Origin of the sequence: Prevotella sp. P4-51, assembly GCF_002251455.1 — a bacterium.
Lineage (GTDB): Bacteria > Bacteroidota > Bacteroidia > Bacteroidales > Bacteroidaceae > Prevotella.
The window spans coordinates 1-16,771 of sequence record NZ_NPJM01000065.1 but is presented as its reverse complement, the minus strand read 5'-3'; the positions used below and the strand labels follow the sequence as shown (position 1 = coordinate 16,771).

Sequence of the window (16,771 nt, the reverse complement as noted above, 5' to 3'; positions counted from 1 at the left end):
ACAATCTACGGCAAAGGCACATCATCGACCTCAAACCTAAAAACAGAGAACCTAATCATCATGGCGACAGCTATCATACTCCTACAGTTTGCCATCGTACTGGCACTGATATTCAAGGGCGCCCGCACGGGCGGCATAGGACTCGGCATCTACGGCATGGTAGGTGTGTTCATCCTCGTCTTCATCTTCGGACTCAAGCCCGGCCATCTGCCCATCGACGTGATGCTCATCATCGTGTCGGTAATCACGGCGGCAGCCACCCTGCAAGCCGCCGGAGGTCTGGACTATCTCGTAGGACTCGCCGCCAGGTTTCTGCGCCGCCACCCCACCCACATCACCTACCTCGGCCCACTCACCACGTGGCTCTTCTGCCTCGTGGCAGGCACCGCCCACACCTGCTACTCCCTCCTGCCCATCATCTCTGAGATTGCCACCAACTCCAAGATACGCCCCGAGCGGCCGCTGAGCGTCGCCACCATAGCCGCCTCGCTCGGCATCACCGGCAGCCCCGTCTCGGCAGCCACCGCAGCCGTCATCAGCACCGACCTGTTGGGCGGCGCGGGCATCGAGTTGAAGCACATCCTCATGGTCTGCATCCCCGCCTCGCTGGTGGCCATCATCGTGGCTGCATGGGTACAGAACCGCATAGGCAAAGAGCTGCACGAAGACGAAATCTACTGCGAGCGCGTGCGCCAGGGGCTGATACGGCCCGAGCAGGACCTCCGTCTGATAGACGAGATGATAAAGAACCCCGACCCCAAGGCCAAGTATGCCGTGCTGGCGTTTCTCACAGGCGTAGTGCTGGTGGTGCTCTTTGGCAGCATCCCCACCATGCGGCCCGCGTTCATGATAGATGGCGAGCTGCACCGCGTCACCATGCCCGAGACCATCGAGATCGTGATGATGTCGACCGCCGCGCTCATCCTCACCGTGAGCAGAGCCAGCGTGCAGACCGCCGTCAAGGGCAATGTCTTCGACGCGGGCATGTGTGCCCTGGTCGCCATCTTCGGCATAGCCTGGATGGGTGACACCTTCTTCAACGGCAACCTCGCCTTCTTCAAAGACCACATTGCCGACATCGTCACCCACTATCCCTTCCTCTTCGCCATAGCCCTCTTCATCATGTCCATCATGCTCTTCTCCCAGGCTGCCACCGTGCGCACCCTCTACCCCTTGGGCATAGGACTCGGCATCCCGCCACTGGCGCTCATCGCGATGTTTCCGGCGGTCAACGGCTACTTCTTCCTGCCCAACTACCCCACCACCGTCGCTGCCATCAACTTCGACCGTACCGGCTCGACGCGTATAGGGCGATTTGTGATTAACCACTCTTTCCAGCTGCCCGGCATCATCACCACCGTGGTCTCCATCGGCGTGGGCTATCTCATCATCCAGTTCATGTAGCACCGTGGCGGGCACTGCCAAACTGCCTGAAACCAAAGAAAAACCGGCAAGGGATAGGTTTTTACAAATAAAGGTTCGTTTTTTATAAAAGGAATATGAACAAATAGGCGTAACTTTGCCCCTGTAAATACCAAGATGATGGTTATACCCATCACAGACACGAATACAAACAATATAACCATTTATATTATGACAGACGAAAAGAAATTCAGAGTAGAGGCCGACCTCTTGGGCGAACTCAACGTTCCCGCCGACGCCCTCTATGGCGTGCAGACACAGCGCGGTATCAACAATTACCACATCTCGCGCAAGACTATGTGTGACTATCCAGACTTTATCATCGCCATCGCGTACGTCAAGCTGGCTGCCGCACAGACCAACCACTCGCTCGGAGTCATCAACGACGAAATCTCGGGCGCCATGGCCGAAGCCTGCCGTGAGATTATCGACGGCAAGTGGCATGAGAACTTCCCCATCGACATGGTGCAAGGCGGTGCCGGTACATCGGTCAACATGAATGCCAACGAGGTGATAGCCAACCGTGCACTCGAAATTCTTGGCCGTCAGAAAGGCGACTACCAGTATGTATCTCCCAACGACCACTGCAACTGTGGCCAGAGTACCAATGACGTCTACCCCACCAGTATACGCCTTGCGCTTATCCGCATGAACCTCCATCTGGTCAAGGCATTGACCGGACTCATCAGCGCCTTCCGCTACAAGGGCGAAGAGTACACCGACACCATCAAGATGGGTCGCACACAGCTGCAGGACGCCGTGCCTATGACTGTGGGTCAGGAGTTCAAGGCCTACGCCAACAACCTGGAAGAGGAAATCCTCAACCTGGAGCGCAACGTGAAGCTGCTGCACGAAATCAACATGGGCGGTACTGCCATCGGTACCGGTCTCAACGCCGTGCCTGGCTTTGCCAAGCTCTGCGCAGCCAATCTGAGCAAGCTCACCGGTGAGAATTTCATCTCGGCAAGTGACCTCGTAGAGGCTACGCCCGATACTGGCGCCTATGTGAGCTATTCGTCAGCGCTGAAGCGTCTTGCCATCAAGCTCTCTAAAATCTGCAACGACCTGCGACTCATGGCTTCAGGTCCCCGCTGCGGTCTCAACGAAATCAACCTGCCTCCCAAGGCTCCCGGTTCATCTATCATGCCCGGCAAGGTGAACCCCGTCATCCCCGAGGTAACCAACCAGGTCTGCTTCAAGGTCATCGGCAACGACACCACCGTGAGCTTTGCCGCCGAAGCCGGCCAGCTGGAGCTCAACGTGATGGAGCCTATCATCACAGAGAGCCTCTTCGAGAGCCTCACTTGGCTGAGGAATGTCATCGAGACCCTTACCGAAGAGTGCATCCTCGGTATCACCGTCAACAAGGAACACTGCTACGAGATGGTCAAGAACAGCATTGGCATCGTGACCGCCCTGAACCCCATCATCGGCTACAAGAAGAGTTCGATGGTAGCCAAGGAAGCCCACGATACCGGCCGCTCGGTCTATGACATAGTTATCGAGAAGGGACTTATGACCAAGGAAGAGCTGGACAAAGCCCTCGACCCCAAGGAGATGCTCCAGTCGCACAAGTTTACGCTGAAGTAATGTAATCCCAATATATATGTATGTAAAGAGCCTGCAGGCCGACACCCCTCATTCTCTCGGGGTTAGGCTTGCAGGCTTGTTTTGTTTCAGGATGGCTGCGGCGGGCACAGCGATGACTCGCAGGGAGCCATCGAGGGTCTATCGGTTGCGATAGGCTATGGGCGTCATGCCCGAGCGCTGCTTGAAGAAGTTGGTGAGGGCACTCTGGTCGCTGAAGTTCAAGTGGTCGGCTATCTCGCCCATGGTCATGTCGGTCTGGGTAAGCATATTGCAGATTTCCTTGTAGAGCAGCGAGGTGACGTGGTCATTGATGGTAGAGCCGCTTATCTCCTTGACCAGCCGGGAGAGATAAGGGGCAGACAGATTGAGCTTGTCGGCATAGAAACGTATCTGGCGTTCCTTGCGGAAGTTGCGATAAAGATGGTGGAGGAACACTTCGTAGACCGCCTTCTTATGCCCCAAGTCGTGGGAGATAGAGCGCTGCGTGTAGGGCAGCTCGTCGATGATGAGACGCAGCACGTTGACCATGCTCTGTATCATCTCTATCTTGTTGATGTGCTGGTGGCGCACGATATCGCGCATGAAGTGGAAGATATCCTGCATGCTCTTGTATTTCTCGTCGGTGAGGCGGTAGTGGGAGGCGTGCGGCGCAAACGACTCGTCGACCAGCACGCACTCGGCTTCGAAGTCGGGCGACACATCGCGCAGCTGCGCCGTGTCGCGGACCGACACCACCAGGAGCGAAGCCCGAGAGAGAACCGCATCGGGCCCCTCGCCGTCGGCGTCGACAAGCCGGCAGCTGCCCCGCTCCACCAGCAGCAGCTTGGTGAAGAGCGTGCGCTCGGCCATCATGTCGACGAGCGTCGCGCCCTCCCCGGCTGTGACAGCCAAGTGGGCGGCATAGGCACCAAATATATCGCTGAGATGATATTGGGTGGCAAAATCCTCCAGGTTGTATATCTTCTGGTTCATGCCATTAGAGTCTTCATGGTCAGAGGCGCTTGCTGCATGGCTGCACGGCAATGCCGCAACGGAGAGCGGACCTGCGCCCCCGACATTTGGGGCAAAAGTAACAATAAAATCGCAGAAACAGGCGGCTTTGGCGCCTATTTTTACGTTATCCCCCTCAATTCTTACTCCCGAAGCCATGGCGGCTGTCGCCGAGGGCATCTCGGCGACCCTCGTGACCATCCCGACGACCGCCGAGATGCCCTCGGCGGCAGCACCGACAATCATAAAGACGGCAAAAGCGAACACGAAGCTAACAAAAATCACCGAAAATCATGACAAATGTCAGAAAAACAGGCAGTAAAGTGATATTTCTGGAGTAAATACATGGTTATTTTGTAATATTTTGTTACCTTTGCGCCACCAAAAATGATAATTCCTGCCATCTTCGGCATCACCACAGTGAAAAGAGACTGCCCGGAGAGGGCAAACTTACGGATAATGAGGAAAGAAACAAATCTAAAACAGAACGATATGACAAAAAAACTACTCATGATGGCAATGCTCCTTTCAGCATTTGCCTTTGCAGTTCCGGCATCGGGCCAGGACGACAATGTGACCGTGGTAATCGACGAGAACTTCGACTCCTTCACCGAGGGTAGCGAAGACGCTCCCGCCACTACCGACATCGGCGGCTACAGCGGCAAGCTCTATAAACTGGGTTGGAGCGGCAGCAGTTCCAAGGTCTATGAAGCCGGCGGCAAACTCAAGGTTGCCGGTTCGGGAGCTCTCGAGACTGGCAATCTGAAGAAAGCAGTATCTACCCAGGTGCTTAAGATTACAGCCCGTGTGCGTGCCGCAGCCGACTACGGAGAAGCCATTACCTTCGCTGTGGGCTACTCTTTCAAAAATCAGGTGGTCTTCAACGACAACAAGTGGCATGACGTGACATTATATGTAGGATCTGTGTCATCCAGCTCGAGATTAAAGATTACCCCGCTGCTCGAAGGCTTCTTCATCGACGAAATCAAGGCAGTCACCAGCCCCACTATCGTGGCTGTACCCGTGCCCGAGCTGCCCTCACAGGCCGACGGCGTGTCCTTCACCGCCAAGTGGGCCCACGACCGTACCAATAAAGACTATCTGCTCGATGTCTACTCCAAGGCCGACAATGGTTCCAAGGAGTATGTGCTCAAGGACGAGGTGGTAAAGGTAGTGTCTGCTTACGCCAGCACCGTAGAGAAGAAGGTGGAAGGACTGGACGCCAGCAAGACCTACTACTACACCGTGCGCGGCCGCAACAAGAATGGCAACGTATCGGACTACTCTGACGAAATCGAGGTCATCCGCGTGCTCAAGAGCATCGACGCCCCCAAGGCCATCGCTGCCACAGGCGTGACAGCCACCTCCTTCAGAGCCAACTGGGAGGCTGTGGCTGAGGCGAAGAGATATGCCGTGAACCTGACCAAGACCAAGACGCTGCAGGCAGCCACCACGGTCAAGGTGCTGGACGATGACTTTGCCAAGGTGACCATGGGCTCGCTGGAGAAAGTGGAGTTCGGACTGCTGAGCGATTTTGACAGCTATACCAAGACCCCCGGATGGAGTGCAGTAGACTTTGCCCTGGCTTCGGGATACATGGTACTGTCGCCCTATAGCAAGACAAGTTCGCTGACCACACCCAAACTGGACCTCACAGCCGACAACGGCGCTTGCACCGTGAACTTCAACATGGCAGAGGGCGCCTATGGCCAATACACCTCAGGCAGCAAGGTCACCGTGAGCCTCTATGACACCGACCCCAACGTCGACGGATTTGAGGGCACACCTCTGGAGAGCAAGACCGTGACCACCAACAAGGGATTTGCCGACTACAAGGTAGAGTTTACCAAGGGCGCAGCCACATCGTACATCATGTTCTCGTACGAGAACGGTGGCACCACCAACAAGATATTCTTCGACGCCATCAACGTGGAGCAGAAGATGCCTGCCGGTGCTAAGGTGACCACTGCGATAAGCGTCAACGAGACCGAAGATACCTACTACGACTTCACCATCGACTCGCCCGAGGACAACACCGTATACAGCTATACCGTGAACGCCATCGGACAGACCGTAGTAGACGGCGAGCTGGCCGACCTTTACTCTGACGAGTCCAACAAGATAGAGGTGAGTCTGAGTGGTTCGGTAGGCATCGACAACGTGGACAACCAGGGCGACGTAGTGGTCAAGGCCGACAACGGCACCATCAGCGTAAGCCTCGCCACAGCCGGCCGCATAGCCGTGTACGACCTCACCGGCCGTCTGATTGCCCAGACCTATGGCAAGGCTGGCGCCAACACTCTGAGCGTGGCCCAGCGCCAGGTGGTAGTGGTTCGCGCCGCCAACAAGTCATTCAAACTGGCACTTTAATAACCCCCTATAAATAATAAAGGTAGTCCGCACGCCCATAGAGGCACGGACTGCCTTTTTCAAATTTAATCCCAATGATACGCAGATTATCCATTCTTTTCCTGCTCATAGCAGTGACCGTGGGCCACATGATGGCCAATCCCGTCACCCAAGCCCAGGCAGAGCAGATGGCACGCAGCTTCATCACACAGCGCCCCAACGCCTCTGCCAAGACTGTGCTGCGCCACATGGCTGTGGCAAAGTCGGGTGCCAAGGAGATACAACCCTACTACGTGTTCAATGCCGGCGATGACGAGGGCTTTGTCATCGTCTCGGGCGAGGACCGCTTTGCCAATGTCATAGCCTATGCCGACCGCGGCCGCTTCACCCTCGACGGCGCACCTGCAAGCCTGCGCTCGTGGATGGAACTCTACGCCCGCTACGTGGAAGCCTACTGGCACAACGACTCGCTGGCTGCCGACACCCCGGCACGCGCCGGCGCCAAAGTGGTGGTGGCTCCGCTACTCGACAACATACGCTGGGGTCAGGACGCACCCTTCAACGACATGTGTCCCACCTATAGCGACGGAGGCAAGACCGTGCACTACTACACAGGCTGTGTGGCTACGGCAGCTACGCAGATTATGCGCTACTACAAATATCCCACCCGCGGAACAGGCGAGAAGACCTGCACCGTGAAGGGTATAGAACTCTCTGCCAACTTCGGCGAGACCACCTATGACTGGGACAACATGCTGGCTTACTACAAGCGCAACGGCATATTCTCTATCGCCCAGCGCGACGCTGTGGCTAAGCTGGCAGCCCACTTCGGCGTGGCTGTAGAGATGGAATACGAGAAGGCTGGCAGTGGCGCCTCGCCCATGATGGTGCCCGGCGCGCTGAAGAACTATTTCGGCTACGACAAGCACGTCACCCTGCGCAAGCGCAGCTACTACGGCACCACCGAGTGGATGAATATCATCAAGGCTGAGCTGGACGCCGGACGCCCCGTCTACTACGGCGGTGCGAGTGATGCCGGACAGGGTGGCCACGCCTTTGTCTGCGACGGATATGATGACAACGGCTATGTGCACATCAACTGGGGATGGTATGGCGACAGCAACGGCTACTTCCTCGTAAACCGTCTGAACCCCTCGGACTTGGGCGAAGGCGGTGGAAGCGGTGGCTACAACCGCGACCAGGAGATGGTGACGGGCATACAGCCTGCCACCGAGAGCGAAGGCGATGTGGAGCTGCCCCTCTATGGCAGCGTGAGACTCTCTATCACTCCCTATGGCGGCAACTCGTTCAGCCTGATGACCATCCTCGAAAACCTCGATACCGACGACTTCGACGGTGCTCTGGCAGCTGTCATCACCCAGAACGGCGTCATCAAGAAGGTGCTCAAGGAGGAAAGCCTCAACGTGAAAGGCTATGCTGGCAGCAAGTCGGGAACAGCCTATGTGACCATGCGCGACATCACCGCTACAGCCGACGGACTGGCTGACGGCGCATACGAAATCCGCTTTGCCTACAAGGCCAAAGGCGCCAAGACATGGCAGGTGGTGCGCCACTATACGGGCTTCCCCAGATATGTAGACATGACCGTAGAGGGCGGCAAGGTGGTGCTGGGAGAGGTTCACGCCGTGACACCACGCGTAAAACTGCTCGCCCCAATCACATGCAACAACGAGATACACGCCGGCGGAGCTGCGCTCTTCAGAGTGAAGCTGCACAACGGCGGCGATGATATGCAACTGAAATCGGTGGTGGTGGCTATGACCTCGAAAGCCAACCCCGAGGAGGTAATCACCGGCAAGATTTCGGCAAGCGTATACGAGGAGAGCGACTATAACGCCTCGGTGCTCGTGACTCTGCCAGAGACTGCCACACCGGGCAGCTACACCGTCACAGCCTATGCCGAGGGCTACGAGGCATATCCCTTTGACGACAGCGCCGTAGGCCGCACCGAGGTAGAGGTGCTCGACAAGACCTCAGAGCCCATCCTGGGCGTCACCCAGCGCATGGAATGGACCACAAACGACGCTGCCCAAACCCTGAAGCAGGGCGATATGCTCATGCTGGGCTTTGTGGTGCGCAACTTCGGCGCTGCGGGCAAGGCTGGCGTGGTAACCCGTCTGCAGGATGTCAATGACCCCGAGCATAGCTACGTGCTGCGTCAGACCGACTATACCTTCAAACAGGGCGAAGAGAAGACCTTCACACTGGGACGCTATCTCAACATCGACGCCGGCACCTATACACTCGCTGTGACAGCCGTCGGCGAGAACGGCAAGGCGCTCACCATCGCCCAGCCCGAAGTGAAGACCACTGTCACCATCGCCCCCAACAGCGAACTGGCGATTAAGGTGAAGAGCATGAAGCTCGACAACGTGCTCTCGCCCGGCAAGAAATCTGCCGGCCAACTGGTGGTACACCTTAATAAAGACTATTCCAACTATGTCTATCTGCGTCTGCGCCAGTTTACCAATACCGGCGGCGAACTCGTATTGATGAAGCGCATCAGCAACGGAAAAGCCGGTGATGACGTGACCTTCAACTTCAACTACACCCCCACCGTGGCTGTAGGCACCTATATGCCTATGGTGGAGTATAAGTCGGAGAGCGGCTCGTATGTGGGTGCCGACGGACTGGCCAACTACTACCGCGAAATAAGCGTGGTGGATGCCACAGGAGTGGATGAAATCACAACAGAGGCTTCGGCTGCGGGAGCAACCATAAGCTGCCGCGAGGGCGTGGTAAGCGTAAGCACCGCCGAGGGCGTCAGCGTGGTAAGGCTGAGCGTAGCCTCGACCGCCGGAGCCACCGTATGGAGCGGAAAGGCAAACCAGGCCGACCTGAACAGCCTGCCCCATGGAGTATATGTCGTGAGCGTTTATACCAATAGAGGTACCGTAACCCGCAAGGTGTGTCTGTAAAGGCCCACCCTGCGAGTAACCCAAATAAACAAGGGATGCCACTTAGTGAGCGGCATCCCTTTTCTACGTTAGTATGTTATGAAAAATTTGAGAGAAAATAGAAACTTCACAGTTTCATTCTTTTGTTTTACTAAACATGATTTTATAGAGAAAGCATAGAAATTATCTTTTCATAATCGGCGTCGTACAGACCTCGGAAGGCTGCACATTGGACTGCGGCATAGTGTCGAGCACAGCCGAGTCGGCTCTTGCCACCGAGTGCATCTGCTGGATGCGGTTGTAGTTGGTGGCTCCGCTGCCGATAACAGGACCATTGTTGTCAAACGACATCTGGAAGGCGTTGCTCAACGTGAGGATGATGGCCACCACGGCAGCTGCCTTGAAGAGAGGTCTCAACCGCTGGGTCATAGTAATGACGCGGGCCTTGACCTGCTTGGGCTCTTCGGTCATGGCGAGCATACGGGCGTCGAAGTCGTCGCCCAGCACGTCGGTCTTGGGCTCGGTGGCCTCGTAGACGAAGAGTGCCTGGTACTTGGCCAGCTCGGCAGGTACAGACTTCTGACTGAAGAAAGCCTTGAGAATGCTTTCTTCTTCGACCGTAGTCTCACACGCCCAGTAGCGCTCCAGCAATTGTTTGATATAGTTATAGTCCATAATTGTCAAAATCATTAAATTTCTGCTTGATGGTCTGGCGGGCTCGGAAGATATTCACCTTGACCTGTTCCTCGCTTATCTCCATCATGCGAGCAATTTCCTTGTACGTTTTCCCTTCAAAATCGCGCAGCTGCATACACATACGCTGCTTGTCGGGAAGAGCATTGACCAAGCGATGAACCAGCTCGACTCTGTCGCTTTGCGCCGCTCTCTCATCGGGAGTCGACGCGCTGTCGGCCTTGTCTTCCGGCAAATCGGGGGTGGAATCGCTGAGGTGGGAGCTCTTTCGTATGTAATCCAACGCAAGGTTCTTGCAGATGGTAGTACAGAAAGCCTCTATAGACTCTATCTCGCTCCACGTGTCGCGCCTGTTCCACACCTTAATCATCGTTTCCTGCACGATATCCTCCGCTTCGGCCTTGTCAAGCGTAATGCGGAGCGCCACTCTGAAAAGCATATTCTTCAGGGGGAGTATATCGTCGTGAAAACTGATAATCTTCATCGTTGCTCTATTAATAAGACGTTTGTTGGAAACTAAAGTTACAGTTGTGGGGATATTTTTTCGATTTTAACACTTAACGGATAATTGTTCCCTGTTGGCCGTCGATGGCATCGGCTTGGGTGATGACCACCCTGGCGACGCCCTCGTCGATGGCTGCGAGCGCATTCTCTACCTTGGGAATCATGCCACCGGCTATCACGCCATCGGCCACGTATCTATCGAAGTCGGCGCGGGTGATGGTGGGTATCACGCTATTGTCGTCGTCGGGGTTGCTCAGCACGCCGCGCTTCTCGAAGGCGTAGACGAGCGTGACCTCGTAGTCGCGGGCCACCGCGCAAGCCACCGTCTTGGCGATGGTGTCGGCATTGGTATTGAGGATATGGCCCTCGCCGTCGTGGGTGAGTGGCGCCACCACTGGGGTGACTCCCGACTCGACCAGCCGGGCTATCATCTGACCGTCGGCAGCATCGACATCGCCTACGAAGCCATAGTCGACGCCGTCCTTGACCGGACGCTTATGGGCACGGATGATATTGGCATCGGCGCCAGTGAGGCCGATGGCATTGACGCCTATGGCTTGCAGTCCAGCCACGATATTCTTGTTGACCAGTCCGCCATAGACCATCGTGACCACTTCGAGCATGGCTGCGTCGGTGATGCGTCGGCCGCCCACCATAGTCGTCTTGATGCCCAGCGCCTCGGCCACCTTGGTAGCGCGACGCCCGCCGCCATGCACCAGAATCTTGCGGCCTGGGATGGCGGCAAAGTCGGTGAGCAGACGGCTGAGCGCCGTAGCGTCTTCGACCACGGCACCGCCGACCTTGACCACCGTTATTGTTGTTTTGTTGGCTTTCATCATTTATTCCAGATAGGTATATCCATAAAGTCCAGAGCGATAGTTGGACAGGAACTCCTTGCCCTCCTCGAGCGAGATTTTACCGTTCTTGACGCTCTTGGTCACCCAAATCTCGAGCTGGCGCACCAGCTTCTTCGGGTTGTACTGCACGTAGTCGAGCACCTCCTCGACGGTCTCGCCATCGATAATCTGGTCGATGTGGTAGTGGCCGTCCTTGACGCTGACGTGCACGGCGTTGGTGTCGCCAAAGAGGTTGTGCATGTCGCCGAGTATCTCCTGATAGGCACCCACAAGGAAGACGCCGAGGTAATAAGGCTCGTTGCGGCGCAAGGCATGGAGGGGCAGCACATGAGAGAGGTGGCCCTCCTTGACGAAGTTGGCTATCTTGCCATCCGAGTCGCAGGTGATATCCTGCAGGGTTGCGTTGCGCGTAGGCCGTTCGGTAAGGCGCTGAATGGGCATTATGGGGAACAGCTGGTCGATGGCCCACGAGTCGGGGAGGCTCTGGAACAGCGAGAAGTTGCAGAAATACTTGTCGGCGAGCAGTTTGTCGATATTGCGCAGCTCTTCGGGCACGTGCTTCATCTGCTTGGAGAGCGTATTGATTTCATGGCATACGCTCCAGTACATGCTCTCAATCTCGGCACGGGTCTTGAGGTCTACAATGCCATGAGAGAAGAGCTCGAGGGCCTCGTCGCGTATCTGCTCGGCATCGTGCCAGTCTTCGAGCATATTCTTGGAGTTGAGGTTGTCCCATATCTCGTAGAGGTCCTTGACCAGCTGGTGGTCGGAGTCCTTGGCCTCAAACTCCTCGGGCATCTCGGGCAGGCTGGCGGTCTCGAGCACGTCGATAACCAGTACCGAGTGGTGTGCCGTGAGCGACCGGCCGCTCTCGGTGATGATGTTGGGATGGGCTATGTCGTTCTTGTTGGCTGCGTCGACGAAGGTATAGACACAGTCGTTGACATACTCCTGGATAGAGTAGTTGACCGAGCTCTCGCTGTTGGCCGAGCGGGTGCCGTCGTAGTCCACTCCCAGTCCGCCGCCACAGTCGACGAAGTCCACGTTGTACCCCATCTTGTGTAGGTTGATGTAGAACTGAGCCGCCTCACGCAGCGCGGTCTGTATACGTCGTATCTTGGTAATCTGGCTGCCAATGTGGAAGTGGATAAGACGAAGGCTGTCGTGCAGCCCCTTCTCATCAAGGATGCGCAGGGCGTCGAGGAGCTCCGAACTGGTAAGTCCGAACTTCGACGCATCGCCTCCGCTCTCGGCCCATTTGCCCGAACCGCTCGATGCGAGCTTGATGCGTATGCCCAGGTTAGGCTTCACGTTGAGCTTCTTGGCTGCGCGGGCGATGATGTCAAGCTCGTTGAGTTTCTCGACAACGATAAAGATGCGCTTTCCCATCTTCTGGGCCAGCAGAGCCAACTCGATGTAGCTCTGGTCCTTGTATCCGTTGCAGATGATGAGCGAGTCGCTCTGGCACTGCACGGCTATCACGGCGTGGAGCTCGGGCTTGGAACCCGCCTCAAGTCCCAGATTGAACTTGCGGCCGTGCGAGATGATTTCCTCGACCACCGGCTGCATCTGGTTGACCTTGATGGGATAGATAATAAAGTTCTGTGCCTTGTACTCATACTCCTCTGCCGCCCGCTTGAAGCAGTTGGCGGTCTTCTCGATACGGTTGTCGAGGATATCGGGGAATCTGAGCAGCAGCGGGGGCGTCACGTCGCGCAGCGACAGCTCATCTACAATCTCGCGCAAGTCTATCTGGGCTTCATCCTTACAGGGAGAGACGCTGACGTTGCCTTCCTCGTTGATGTCAAAGTAAGAAGCTCCCCAGCCTTTGATGTTATACATCTCGCGAGAGTCTTCGATGCTCCATTTCTTCATATTCCAAGTTCGTTTTTTAGTTGTTGGGTGGTAAAATGTATCTTCTTAAAATCGTCCATGACGCTTACGTCGATGGTATAGTGGGCTTTGGTGTAGTAGGGTTCGCGCTCGGCGAGCTGGCGGGTTATGTACTGGCGCACCTCTTCGGGCGTTTTGTTGAGCAGCAATGGTCTCACGGTGTGTCCCATGCTCAGATGCTTGTACAGCACGTCTGGCGACGCCTTGAGATAGACCGTTGCGCCCTGGCGGTTGAGGTAGTCCATGTTGTCGAAGAAGCAGGGAGTGCCGCCACCACAACTGATGATGACGTCCTCAAACTCTGCCACCTCGTGGAGCATATTGTGCTCGATGCGGCGGAACCCTTCCTCGCCGCGCTCGTCAAAGATTTCCTTGACGGTGTGGTGCATACGGCTCTCGATATACCAGTCGAGGTCGTAGAACCTCATCCCCATGTCGCGGGCAAGCGCATTGCCAAGCGTGGTCTTGCCCGCGCCCATATATCCTATAAGAATAATACGCGTGGGGGTCATTTCTTGCGGCGAGCTTTGGGTTCGGGGGCTTTGTCTACGATTTCCTTGCACTCGGCGTAGGTAAGTTGGGCGGCGCGCTCATGCAGGCTCTTCGGCAGACGATAGTTTTTGCCGTCGCAGGTGATATAGGGACCGAAGCGGCCATTGAGCACCTGCATCGTGGAATCTTCTTCAAACGACTTGATGTGGCGCTGGCGCTCCTGCTCGCGCTTCTCGGCGATGAGCTTGATGGCATCGGCGAGCGTTACTGTCATCGGATCCATCTCTTTAGGCAGTGATACATACTTGCCGTCATGCTGAACGTAGGGACCGAAACGACCTGAGCCGATGGTGACGATGTCTCCTTCGTACTCGCCGATATTGCGGGGCAGACGGAACAGCTCGAGAGCCTCGTCGAGGGTGATGGTCTCGATGCTCTTGCCCGACGGCAGCTGCGCAAAGCGTGGCTTCACCTCGTCGTCGGCGCTGCCTATCTGCACTACAGGGCCAAAGCGTCCTATCTTGACGAATACCGGACGATGGGAAAGAGGGTCTACACCCAGTTCGCGCTCACCTGCCTTATGCTCCGAGCGGGCGTTCATCACCTTGCGCACGGTGGGCTCGAAGTCGTGGTCGAAGTTGTGCATCATACTGGTCCACTCTTCGTGTCCTTCGGCTATCTGGTCAAACTGGCTCTCCACCTTGGCGGTGAAGTTGTAGTCCATAATCTCGGGGAAGTGCTCCATCAGGAAGTCGTTGACCACGGTACCGATGTCGGTGGGCAGCAGCTTGCCCTTCTCCTTGCCTGCCACCTCGGTGCGGGTCTTCGATACGATGCGGCTGGCGCTCAGCGTGTCGGTCACGTACTGCCGCTCTTCGCCCGCCTTGTCTCCCTTGACCACATACTCGCGCTGCTGGATGGTAGAGATGGTCGGCGCGTAGGTAGAGGGTCGTCCTATGCCCAGTTCTTCGAGCTTCTTGACCAGGCTGGCCTCGGTATATCTCACGGGGCCTTGTGAATATTTCTCTGTCGATGTGATGGTCTTGCGTTCCAGAAGGTCTCCGGCAGAGAGGGCAGGCAGAGTGTTGCCGCCTTCATTGTCCAGGTTCTCGTCGTCGGTAGACTCGTGATATACCTTGAGGAATCCGTCGAAGGTAACCACCTCGCCGTCGGCGATGAACTTCTCCTCCTGTCCGTCGATGTCTATCGTCACCACCGTCTTCTCTATCTCCGACTCTGCCATCTGCGATGCCACGGTGCGTTTCCATATCAGGTCGTAGAGACGGCGCTCCTGCACGGTGCCCTCGATGGTCTGCTCCGATATATAGGTAGGACGTATGGCCTCGTGGGCTTCCTGCGCACCCTTGCTGTGGGTGTGGAAGTTGCGGGTGTGGCTGTACTCGGCTCCCCAGAGCTGGGTGATGGCGTCGCGGCTGGCTGCCAGAGCGAGCTTGGACAGGTTTACGCTGTCGGTACGCATGTAGGTGATTCGTCCGTTCTCGTAGAGATGCTGCGCCACCATCATGGTCTGGGTCACGGTATATCCCAGCTTGCGGGCGGCCTCCTGCTGCAGCGTAGAGGTAGTGAAGGGAGGTGCGGGCATACGCTTGAGCGGCTTCTTGCTTACCGAACCGACGGTAAACTGGGCCTTGCGGCAGCGCTCCAGGAATGCTACGGCCTCTTCGCGGGTGGCAAAGCGCTTGTCGAGTTCGGCTTTGACCTCGGCGATGTGGCCTTCGGCCTGGGGCACGGTGAAGACGGCGCTCACGCGATAGTAGGGCTCGCTCACGAAGGCCTGTATCTCGCGCTCGCGCTCAACGATGAGTCTTACAGCCACGCTCTGCACGCGTCCGGCAGACAATGCGGGCTTCACCTTGCGCCACAATACGGGCGAGAGCTTGAATCCCACGAGTCGGTCGAGCACTCGGCGTGCCTGCTGGGCATTGACGAGGTTCATGTCGAGATGGCGGGGATGCTCGATGGCATCAAGGATGGCGTTGGGGGTAATCTCGTGGAATACGATGCGGTTGGTATTGTCCTTGTCCAGGCCCAACACCTCACACAGATGCCAACTGATGGCCTCTCCCTCGCGGTCTTCATCGGATGCCAACCACACGCGCTGTGCCTCCTTGACCTGCTTCTTGAGCTCGCTCACCAACTTGCGTTTCTCCTCAGGTATCTCGTAATCGGGCTCCATCGTCTTCTCGTTGATGGAGAGCGTCTTCTTTTTCAGGTCACGTATGTGGCCGAAACTTGACATGACCTTGTAGTCCTTGCCAAGAAACTTCTCTATGGTTTTAGCCTTTGCGGGGCTCTCTACAATCACCAAATTCTCGTGCATAGTAAATCATATTTGTTATTTGAAGCGCAAAAGTAGACAAAAAAATCGCTTATACCTTATTATATAGGTGTTTTTTTGATTTTTTTAAGGATTGCGGCGCTTCTCGCCATGACAAAGCCCACTTGGGCGACTATCAGCACAGGCAACGAGGGCATGACGGCGGTGCGCGAGATGACCTCCTCCTACCCCGTCGGCATGGCAAAAATCGCGGCGATGAACTTCATACTGATTTCAGGGGCTGAAACGGTCGTTGCAAACCATGATTTCCGCGTTGCACGACCCGATTTCTGTATTGCACATCACGATTTCTGCATTGCACGCCACGAACTCGGTTTCACTTTGACCTACAGATGTTTTGACAATACTCTCCGACGCGCCGCGGTGGCAAAAATCGCGGCGGAAAACGACCTCTTTCGCGACGGAAAAATCTACGGCGTCAGCGAGGGTCATCACGGCTCTCGCAGAGGTACCCTCCACGCTCACCGGGACGCCCTCCACGCTCGCCAAGGTACCCTCCACAGATGCCGAGGTCATCAGCTTCTGGAGGAAGGTGGATAGGGAGTGGCGAAAGGTGGGTAGAGGATGCGGGAAGGTGACAAGAGACTATGGGGAGGTGGGCGGAAGTTGAGGGAAGATGGGTAGAGGAGGTGGGGAGGTGGGCAGAGGATGCGGGAAGGTGGATGGAGGATGCGGGAAGGTGACAAGAGACTATGGGGAGGTGG

12 protein-coding genes are annotated in these 16,771 nt (G+C 56.3%); 4 read left to right on the top strand and 8 right to left on the bottom strand.

Translation table 11 applies throughout. The features are described 5' to 3' along the window. The first annotated feature begins 60 nt into the window (after positions 1–60). Together CIK94_RS11370 and CIK94_RS11365 are read left to right on the top strand one after the other, a co-directional pair. Positions 61–1,404: an anaerobic C4-dicarboxylate transporter family protein gene (locus CIK94_RS11370; protein ID WP_094423158.1), complete on the top strand. Its 1,344-nt coding sequence runs from the start codon at positions 61–63 to the stop codon at positions 1,402–1,404. Between the two features lie 189 nt (positions 1,405–1,593). Beyond that, complete coding sequence (locus tag CIK94_RS11365; RefSeq protein ID WP_094387037.1) at positions 1,594–3,012, top strand: aspartate ammonia-lyase; 1,419 nt, start codon at positions 1,594–1,596, stop codon at positions 3,010–3,012. A gap of 138 nt (positions 3,013–3,150) precedes the next feature. On the opposite strand, the gene CIK94_RS11360 is transcribed toward CIK94_RS11365, so the two are convergent. Next, positions 3,151–4,287, bottom strand: a complete 1,137-nt coding sequence (locus CIK94_RS11360) for an AraC family transcriptional regulator (protein WP_144008384.1) — start codon at positions 4,285–4,287, stop codon at positions 3,151–3,153. A gap of 207 nt (positions 4,288–4,494) precedes the next feature. On the opposite strand from CIK94_RS11360, the gene CIK94_RS11350 reads away from it, so the two are divergent. Both CIK94_RS11350 and CIK94_RS11345 read left to right on the top strand, forming a co-directional pair. Next, entirely contained in the window at positions 4,495–6,372 is a 1,878-nt protein-coding gene (locus tag CIK94_RS11350) for a hypothetical protein (RefSeq protein WP_144008383.1), read from the top strand. A 74-nt stretch (positions 6,373–6,446) separates the two neighbouring features. Then, complete coding sequence (locus tag CIK94_RS11345; RefSeq protein WP_094423086.1) at positions 6,447–9,290, top strand: C10 family peptidase; 2,844 nt, start codon at positions 6,447–6,449, stop codon at positions 9,288–9,290. 162 nt (positions 9,291–9,452) lie between these two features. On the opposite strand, the gene CIK94_RS11340 is transcribed toward CIK94_RS11345, so the two are convergent. The 7 genes from CIK94_RS11340 to CIK94_RS14670 form a co-directional block, all read right to left on the bottom strand. Further along, positions 9,453–9,944, bottom strand: a complete 492-nt coding sequence (locus tag CIK94_RS11340; RefSeq protein ID WP_094387948.1) for a pyruvate ferredoxin oxidoreductase — start codon at positions 9,942–9,944, stop codon at positions 9,453–9,455. Further along, the gene (locus tag CIK94_RS11335; protein ID WP_094423085.1) at positions 9,934–10,446 is read right to left on the bottom strand and encodes an RNA polymerase sigma factor; all 513 of its coding nucleotides are present in this window, start codon (positions 10,444–10,446) and stop codon (positions 9,934–9,936) included. The genes CIK94_RS11340 and CIK94_RS11335 overlap by 11 nt, the downstream gene beginning before the upstream one ends. Before the next feature lie 73 nt (positions 10,447–10,519). Then, positions 10,520–11,305, bottom strand: a complete 786-nt coding sequence (argB, locus tag CIK94_RS11330) for an acetylglutamate kinase (RefSeq protein ID WP_254046210.1) — start codon at positions 11,303–11,305, stop codon at positions 10,520–10,522. Next, entirely contained in the window at positions 11,306–13,198 is a 1,893-nt protein-coding gene (speA, locus tag CIK94_RS11325; protein ID WP_094387030.1) for a biosynthetic arginine decarboxylase, read from the bottom strand. Next, positions 13,195–13,728, bottom strand: coding sequence for a shikimate kinase (locus tag CIK94_RS11320; RefSeq protein ID WP_094387949.1), 534 nt, complete (start codon positions 13,726–13,728; stop codon positions 13,195–13,197). The genes speA and CIK94_RS11320 overlap by 4 nt, the downstream gene beginning before the upstream one ends. After that, on the bottom strand, positions 13,725–16,049 hold the full coding sequence (topA, locus tag CIK94_RS11315) for a type I DNA topoisomerase (RefSeq protein WP_094423084.1): 2,325 nt from the start codon (positions 16,047–16,049) through the stop codon (positions 13,725–13,727). Before topA ends, CIK94_RS11320 begins: the two co-directional genes overlap by 4 nt. 436 nt (positions 16,050–16,485) lie before the next feature. Beyond that, positions 16,486–16,771 (bottom strand): hypothetical protein (locus CIK94_RS14670; protein WP_216821942.1); only part of this gene is annotated, 286 nt, incomplete at its 5' end.